Raw genomic sequence first — 6219 nt, 5'->3', positions numbered from 1 at the left:
CTCACCCCAGCCCTCTCCCCGCCGGGGAGAGGGAGCGGTAGAGTGACTGCTTTGCTCCCTGAGGGATTTCGCGATCGCCTGCCGCCTTTCGCCGACGCCGCCGCGGCGCTGGAGGCGCGGGTGCTGGAGGCGGCGCGGCTGCATGGGTACGAACGCGTCGATCCGCCGCTCGCCGAGTTCGCGGAAGGGCTGTCGACGCGGTTGAAGGCGGGCGGACTGCACGATGCGGTGCGGTTCGTCGATCCGGTGTCGCAGCGGACGCTGGCGGTGCGGCCGGACATCACCGCGCAGGTCGCACGGATCGCGGCGACGCGGATGGGGCATCACCCGCGCCCGGTGCGGCTGAGCTATGCGGGATCGGTGCTGAAGCTGCGCGCGTCGCAACTCGCCCCCGCGCGGGAGCAGCGCCAGATCGGCTGCGAACTGGTCGGGCTCGACAGCGTCGCGGCGGCGCGCGAGGTCGTCACCGTCGCGGTCGACGCGCTCGAGGCCGCGGGGGTCGCGGACATCTCGATCGATTTCACGCTACCGGATCTGGTCGACACGCTCGCGGACGGCACCCTGCCGGTCGGCGACATCGAGCTGTTGCGCGACCGGCTCGATGCCAAGGACGCGGGCGCCGTCGCGGAGATCGCGCCCGATTACCTGCCGCTGATCGCCGCGGCGGGCCCGTTCGACCAGGCTCTCGATCGGCTGCGCGCGTTCGACACCGCCGGATCGCTGGCGTCGCGGCTCGACGCGCTGGCGCGGATCGCCGCGGCGGTCGGCGATCGCGTCCGCCTGACGCTCGACCCGACCGAGCGCCACGGCTTCGAATATCAATCCTGGCTCGGTTTCTCGTTGTTCGCCGGAGGCGTCGCGCGCGAAGTCGGGCGAGGTGGCACCTACACCGTCGTCCACGAGGACGGCGCCGAGGAAGTCGCGACCGGCTTCTCGATTTTCGCCGACGATCTCGTTGCGCAGGTCGGCGAGCCCGAACGGCGCCGGCTGTTCCTGCCGTTCGGTACGCCACCTGCCGCAGGCAATGCGATGCGTGCCGAGGGTTGGGTGACGGTCGCCGCATTGGAGGCGGGCGACACGCCCGACGCGCAGCTTTGCACGCATCTATGGGCGGATGGCGCCGCCAGACCGCTTTAGGGGAGAAGAACATGGGCAACGTAGCCGTCATCGGCGCGCAATGGGGCGACGAGGGCAAGGGCAAGATCGTCGATTGGCTCGCCGAGCGGGCCGACATGGTCGTCCGCTTCCAGGGCGGGCACAATGCCGGGCATACGCTCGTCGTCGGCGACCAGACCTACAAGCTGTCGCTGCTGCCGTCGGGCATCGTCCGCGGTACGCCGTCGGTGATCGGCAATGGCGTGGTGCTCGACCCGTGGGCGCTGAAGGCGGAGATCGAGCGACTGGGCGCGCAGGGAGTGACCGCCACGCCCGAGACGCTGCGCATCGCCGACAATTGCGCGCTGATCCTGCCCTTCCACCGCGACCTCGACGGGCTGCGCGAGGATGCCAGCGGCGCCGGCAAGATCGGCACCACCCGGCGCGGGATCGGCCCCGCGTACGAAGACAAGGTCGGTCGTCGCGCGATCCGGGTCTGTGACCTGGCGCATCTCGACGCGCTCGGCGCCCAGCTCGATCGGCTGACCGCGCATCACGATGCGTTGCGCGCGGGCTTCGGCCAGCCGCCGATCGACCGGGAAAAGCTGCTCGCCGACCTCCGCGAGATCGCGCCTTATGTGCTGCAGTTCGCCAAGCCGGTATGGCGGGACCTCAACGAGGCGCGGGCAAGGGGGCGGCGGATCCTGTTCGAAGGCGCGCAGGGCGTGCTGCTCGATATCGATCACGGCACCTATCCGTTCGTGACCTCGTCCAACACGATCGCCGGGTCGGCGGCGGGCGGGTCGGGCCTTGGGCCCAGCGCGGTCGGCTTCGTGCTCGGCATCGCCAAGGCGTATACGACCCGCGTCGGATCGGGCCCGTTCCCGACCGAGTTGGAGGACGAGATCGGCGAGCGGCTCGGCACCCGTGGGCATGAGTTCGGCACGGTCACCGGGCGCAAGCGGCGGTGCGGGTGGTTCGATTCGGTGCTGGTTCGGCAATCGGCCGCGGTTGGCGGCATCACCGGCATCGCGCTGACCAAGATCGACGTTCTCGACGGCTTCGACCGGGTGTCGATCTGCACGGGCTACCGCCTGCGCGGCGAGACGCTCGACTACTTCCCGTCGCATGCCGCGGACCAGGAGGCGGTCGAGCCGGTCTACGAGACGATGGACGGATGGCAGGAATCGACTGCGGGGGCACGTAGTTGGGCGGAACTGCCCGCGCAGGCGATCAAGTACATCCGCCGTATCGAAGAGCTGATCCGCTGCCCGGTGGCGCTGGTATCGACCAGCCCGGAGCGGGAGGACACGATCCTAGTCAGGGATCCGTTCTCGGACTGAGGGAGCATCGGCGCGTCGACCTCCCGACACGCCGGACTTAATTCAAGGTCTTGCTTGAACGTGAGCAACGGCTGCCGGACCCGAGATGCTCCGGATGCCGGATCAAGTCGGTGTTAATGCCGTCCGACATGGTGCCTTGTGTCCCCGCGAAGGCGGGAGCCCAGTACTGGGCTCCCGCCTTCGCGGGAGAACAAGCAGGTCGCCTGGTGGTCGCGCTAACGCTCCTGCATATGCCAAGGGGTAAGCACCGATCATTTCCGAGGTGACGGGCGAGTTATCACGCAAAAAGGCCGGGCGGACTTGATGTCCGCCCGGCCTTTTTCAAACGCTAGCCGAGGATCAGTTCGGCGTGGTTGGCGACGTCGAGGTCGTCGCAGAACCAGTGCTGGTGCTGGTCGACGGGACTGCCGATGTCGTCGACCCTGGGGCGTTCGTGGTAGTCGCGCCCGAGCTGGTGGCGCCATCGGTGCTCATCGTTGCGTCGCCCGACGTCGTCGTGCCGGCGCCCATCGTGTCAGTGCCGGTAGTGCCGCCCATCGTGCCCGCGGTGCCGGTGCCGGTGCCGCCCATCGTGCCGGTGCCGCCCATCGTCCCGCTGCTACCCATGGTCGACGTCGTCGAATCAGTCGTGGTCGTCGTCGAGGTGCTGCCCGAACGACCCTTCTTCATCTTCTTGTCGGCCTTGGTCGACTGGGTGGTCGTGGTGTCCGACGAGCCGGCGGTCTGCGCCAGAGCTGCGGTCGGAACGAGCAGCGCTGCAGCCGCCAAAGAAAGGATCATGCGCATCTTATAGTCTCCTAGATTACAGGAGATCCAACGGGTTGATGGTTAACTCGTTCCGTGATTCAGCCGCACTGGCCGCGATGAAGCAACGCTTGGTCCGCTAATACCAGCACGACCATCGCTTCTACTACGGGGACTCCGCGAATACCTACGCAGGGGTCATGTCGGCCTTTGGTGGCCAGTTCGGTAGCTTCGCCACCACGAGTAATCGTCTCGACCGCAGTGAGGATCGAACTGGTCGGCTTGAACGCCACCCGCACCCTGATCGGCTGGCCGGTCGCGATGCCCCCGGCGATCCCGCCCGCATGATTGGCGAGGAATTGCGGAGTCACGTCGCCGGGCCGCATCGGATCGGCATTGGCTTCCCCCGACAGCGCCGCCGCGCCGAAGCCGTCGCCGATTTCGACGCCCTTCACCGCGTTGATCCCCATACAGGCATGCGCCAGTTCCGCGTCCAGCTTGGCGTAGAGCGGCGCGCCCCAGCCCGCGGGTACGCCGGTCGCCTCGCACGCGATCACCGCGCCGAGCGACGATCCCGCCTTGCGCGCGGCATCGACCAGCGTCTCCCACCGCGCGGCAGCGGCGGCATCGGGGCAGAAGAAGGGGTTTGCATCGATCTGCGCGTCGTCGAACGCGGCCGGATCGATCGCGTCGCCACCGATCGCCTCGACCCAGGCGCGGATCCGGACCTGCGGCACGACCAGCCGGGCAACGGCACCTGCCGCGACGCGCGATGCGGTCTCGCGCGCCGACGATCGCCCGCCGCCGCGATAATCGCGGAAGCCGTATTTGGCGTCATAGGCGTAATCGGCATGGCCGGGCCGATAGGCAGTCGCGACCTCGCTATAATCCTTCGATCGCTGGTCGACATTCTCGATCATCAGGCTGATCGGCGTGCCGGTCGTGCGACCTTCGAACACGCCGGAGAGGATGCGGACGATGTCCGGCTCGCGGCGCTGCGTGGTGAAGCGGGAGGTGCCGGGGCGGCGCTTGTCGAGCCATGGCTGGATATCGGCCTCGCTCAGCGCGATCCCCGGCGGGCATCCGTCGACGACCGCACCGATTGCCGGCCCGTGCGATTCGCCCCAGGTGGTGAAACGGAAGACGCGGCCGAACGTGTTGACGCTCATGCGGCGGCGGAGCGCCGATCGGTATGCACCCCTAAGCCGGCAAGCATTCCAGCCACGGAAAGATCTTCATCGAGCTCGTCCCAATGCACGCCGGAAGGGGATAGTTCGACAGCGTTCAGCAACTCCGGTGCGGCACCAAGTAAGCGTGGATACCAAGCAAGTGGCATACCGAGCGTCCGACCATCGGACAGATCGACCCACATCGTGCTTTCGTCGAAGCGCACGGCGGTGGGGCTAACGAAAATGTCCATGCCACGTCTCCCGAATTTCATTCCGACGCGCCCGGATAGTCAGCATGACCATCGCAAGATCGCGGCTGTTTAGGCCGTGATTGTACGCCATCTCGATTTCGTCACCAACCCAGAATTTGGCGTCTATACCGTTCCCCTTGACGTGAACATGGACAGGTTCACGCGGACTGCCTTCAAAGGAATAGAAGAAGAACCGGAAGCCCCTGTCACGGAACACCACCGGCATTCGCTCAAACCAACGCGATGTCGGGCGCGTCTTCCGCCTTCATGCCGATGACGTTGTAGCCGGCGTCGACGTGATGGACCTCGCCGGTTACGCCGCTCGCCAGGTCGCTGAGCAGGTAGAGCCCGGCGCCGCCGACGTCCTCGATCGTAACGTTGCGCTTCATCGGCGAGTTCAGCTCGTTCCACTTCAGTATCAGCCGGAAGTCGCCGATCCCACTCGCCGCGAGGGTCTTGATCGGGCCGGCCGAGATCGCGTTGACGCGGATGTTGTCGCGGCCGAGGTCGACGCTGAGATACTGGACGCTGGTCTCCAGCGCGGCCTTGGCGACGCCCATCACGTTATAGTGCGGAATCACCTTCTCGGCGCCGTAATAGCTGAGCGTCAGCAGCGCGCCGCCATCGGGCATCATCTTCGCCGCGCGCTGCGCGACCGCGACGAAGCTGTAGACGCTGATGTTCATCGTCATGAGGAAGTTGTCGAGGCTGGTATCGGCATAGCGGCCACGCAGCTCCGCCTTGTCGGAGAAGCCGATCGCGTGGACCACGAAGTCGATCGTCGGCCATTCCTCCGCCAGCCTCGCGAAGGTCGTATCGAGCGCCGCCATGTCGGACACGTCGCAGTCGAACACGCGCGCGGTGCCGAGCTGTTCGGCGAGCGGGCGCACCCGCTTCTCCATCGTCTCGCCCTGATAGCTGAATGCTAGCTCGGCGCCGGCCTCGGACAGCTTCTTGGCGATGCCCCATGCGAGCGACTTGTCGTTGGCGAGCCCCATGATCAGCCCGCGCTTGCCCGCCATCAATCCGTTCACGCTGTCGCCGCCTCCATTGCCGTCCCGCTCTGTAGACCCACCTCGGGCGGTTCCGCCAGTGCCGCGTTCAGATGCGCGCCGAACACGATGCCGAGCCCGATCAGGTAGAAGAACAACAGCATCACGACGACGCCGGCAAGGCTGCCATAGGTCAGGTCGTAGCCGCCGAGCTGCGCGAGCACGACCGGCAGTAGCGCGGTCATGCTTACCCACCAAACCGTGGTGAACAGCGCGCCGGGCCATTTGCGGCTGTCGCTATGCCGGTATTTCGACGGGGTCACCGAATAGAACAACATGTAGAGCGCGCCGAACATCACGAGCCCGGGGACGATACGCGAGATGCCGATCCAGCTCGCGGCATTCTCCGCGAAGGGCAGCAGCCGGTACACGAACTGCTCCGCCGCGGTGAGGATGCCCTGGACCAGGAACGAGATCAGCGCGAGGATCACCGATGCGACGATCGCGAGGCTCAGCCGCAGCCGCGCACGCCACAAGGTCTGCGAGCTCTTGGTGCCGTAGGCGCGGCGGAAGATGTCGCGGATCGTCTCGACGAAGCTGCCGACCGTCCACAGCCCGACCAGCC

General features: G+C 66.8%; 8 protein-coding genes. 2 read left to right on the top strand and 6 right to left on the bottom strand.

Annotation, left to right across the window (positions count from 1 at the left end; all coding sequences use genetic code 11):
* The first annotated feature begins 42 nt into the window (after positions 1-42).
* Positions 43-1137: an ATP phosphoribosyltransferase regulatory subunit gene (locus ACFE77_RS11005; protein ID WP_375421685.1), complete on the top strand. Its 1095-nt coding sequence runs from the start codon at positions 43-45 to the stop codon at positions 1135-1137.
* Positions 1138-1148: 11 nt separating this feature from the next.
* Entirely contained in the window at positions 1149-2438 is a 1290-nt protein-coding gene (locus ACFE77_RS11000; protein WP_375421684.1) for an adenylosuccinate synthase, read from the top strand.
* 339 nt (positions 2439-2777) lie between these two features.
* On the opposite strand, the gene ACFE77_RS10995 is transcribed toward ACFE77_RS11000, so the two are convergent.
* The 6 genes from ACFE77_RS10995 to ACFE77_RS10970 form a co-directional block, all read right to left on the bottom strand.
* Positions 2778-3218, bottom strand: a complete 441-nt coding sequence (locus tag ACFE77_RS10995; protein WP_375421683.1) for a hypothetical protein — start codon at positions 3216-3218, stop codon at positions 2778-2780.
* Positions 3219-3283: 65 nt separating this feature from the next.
* A complete protein-coding gene (aroC, locus tag ACFE77_RS10990; protein WP_375421682.1) occupies positions 3284-4351 on the bottom strand; it encodes a chorismate synthase in 1068 nt (355 codons plus the stop codon).
* Entirely contained in the window at positions 4348-4602 is a 255-nt protein-coding gene (locus ACFE77_RS10985) for a DUF2442 domain-containing protein (RefSeq protein WP_375421681.1), read from the bottom strand. Before ACFE77_RS10985 ends, aroC begins: the two co-directional genes overlap by 4 nt.
* The gene (locus ACFE77_RS10980) at positions 4586-4828 is read right to left on the bottom strand and encodes a DUF4160 domain-containing protein (RefSeq protein ID WP_375421680.1); all 243 of its coding nucleotides are present in this window, start codon (positions 4826-4828) and stop codon (positions 4586-4588) included. Before ACFE77_RS10980 ends, ACFE77_RS10985 begins: the two co-directional genes overlap by 17 nt.
* A gap of 4 nt (positions 4829-4832) precedes the next feature.
* A complete protein-coding gene (gene fabI, locus ACFE77_RS10975) occupies positions 4833-5636 on the bottom strand; it encodes an enoyl-ACP reductase FabI (protein ID WP_375421679.1) in 804 nt (267 codons plus the stop codon).
* On the bottom strand, positions 5633-6219 hold a 587-nt coding region (locus ACFE77_RS10970; RefSeq protein ID WP_375421678.1), incomplete at its 5' end, for a YihY/virulence factor BrkB family protein. The genes fabI and ACFE77_RS10970, both read right to left, overlap by 4 nt.

This window comes from uncultured Sphingomonas sp., from assembly GCF_964243315.1.
GTDB lineage: Bacteria > Pseudomonadota > Alphaproteobacteria > Sphingomonadales > Sphingomonadaceae > Sphingomonas.
This window is presented reverse-complemented; position numbering and strand designations above follow the sequence as displayed.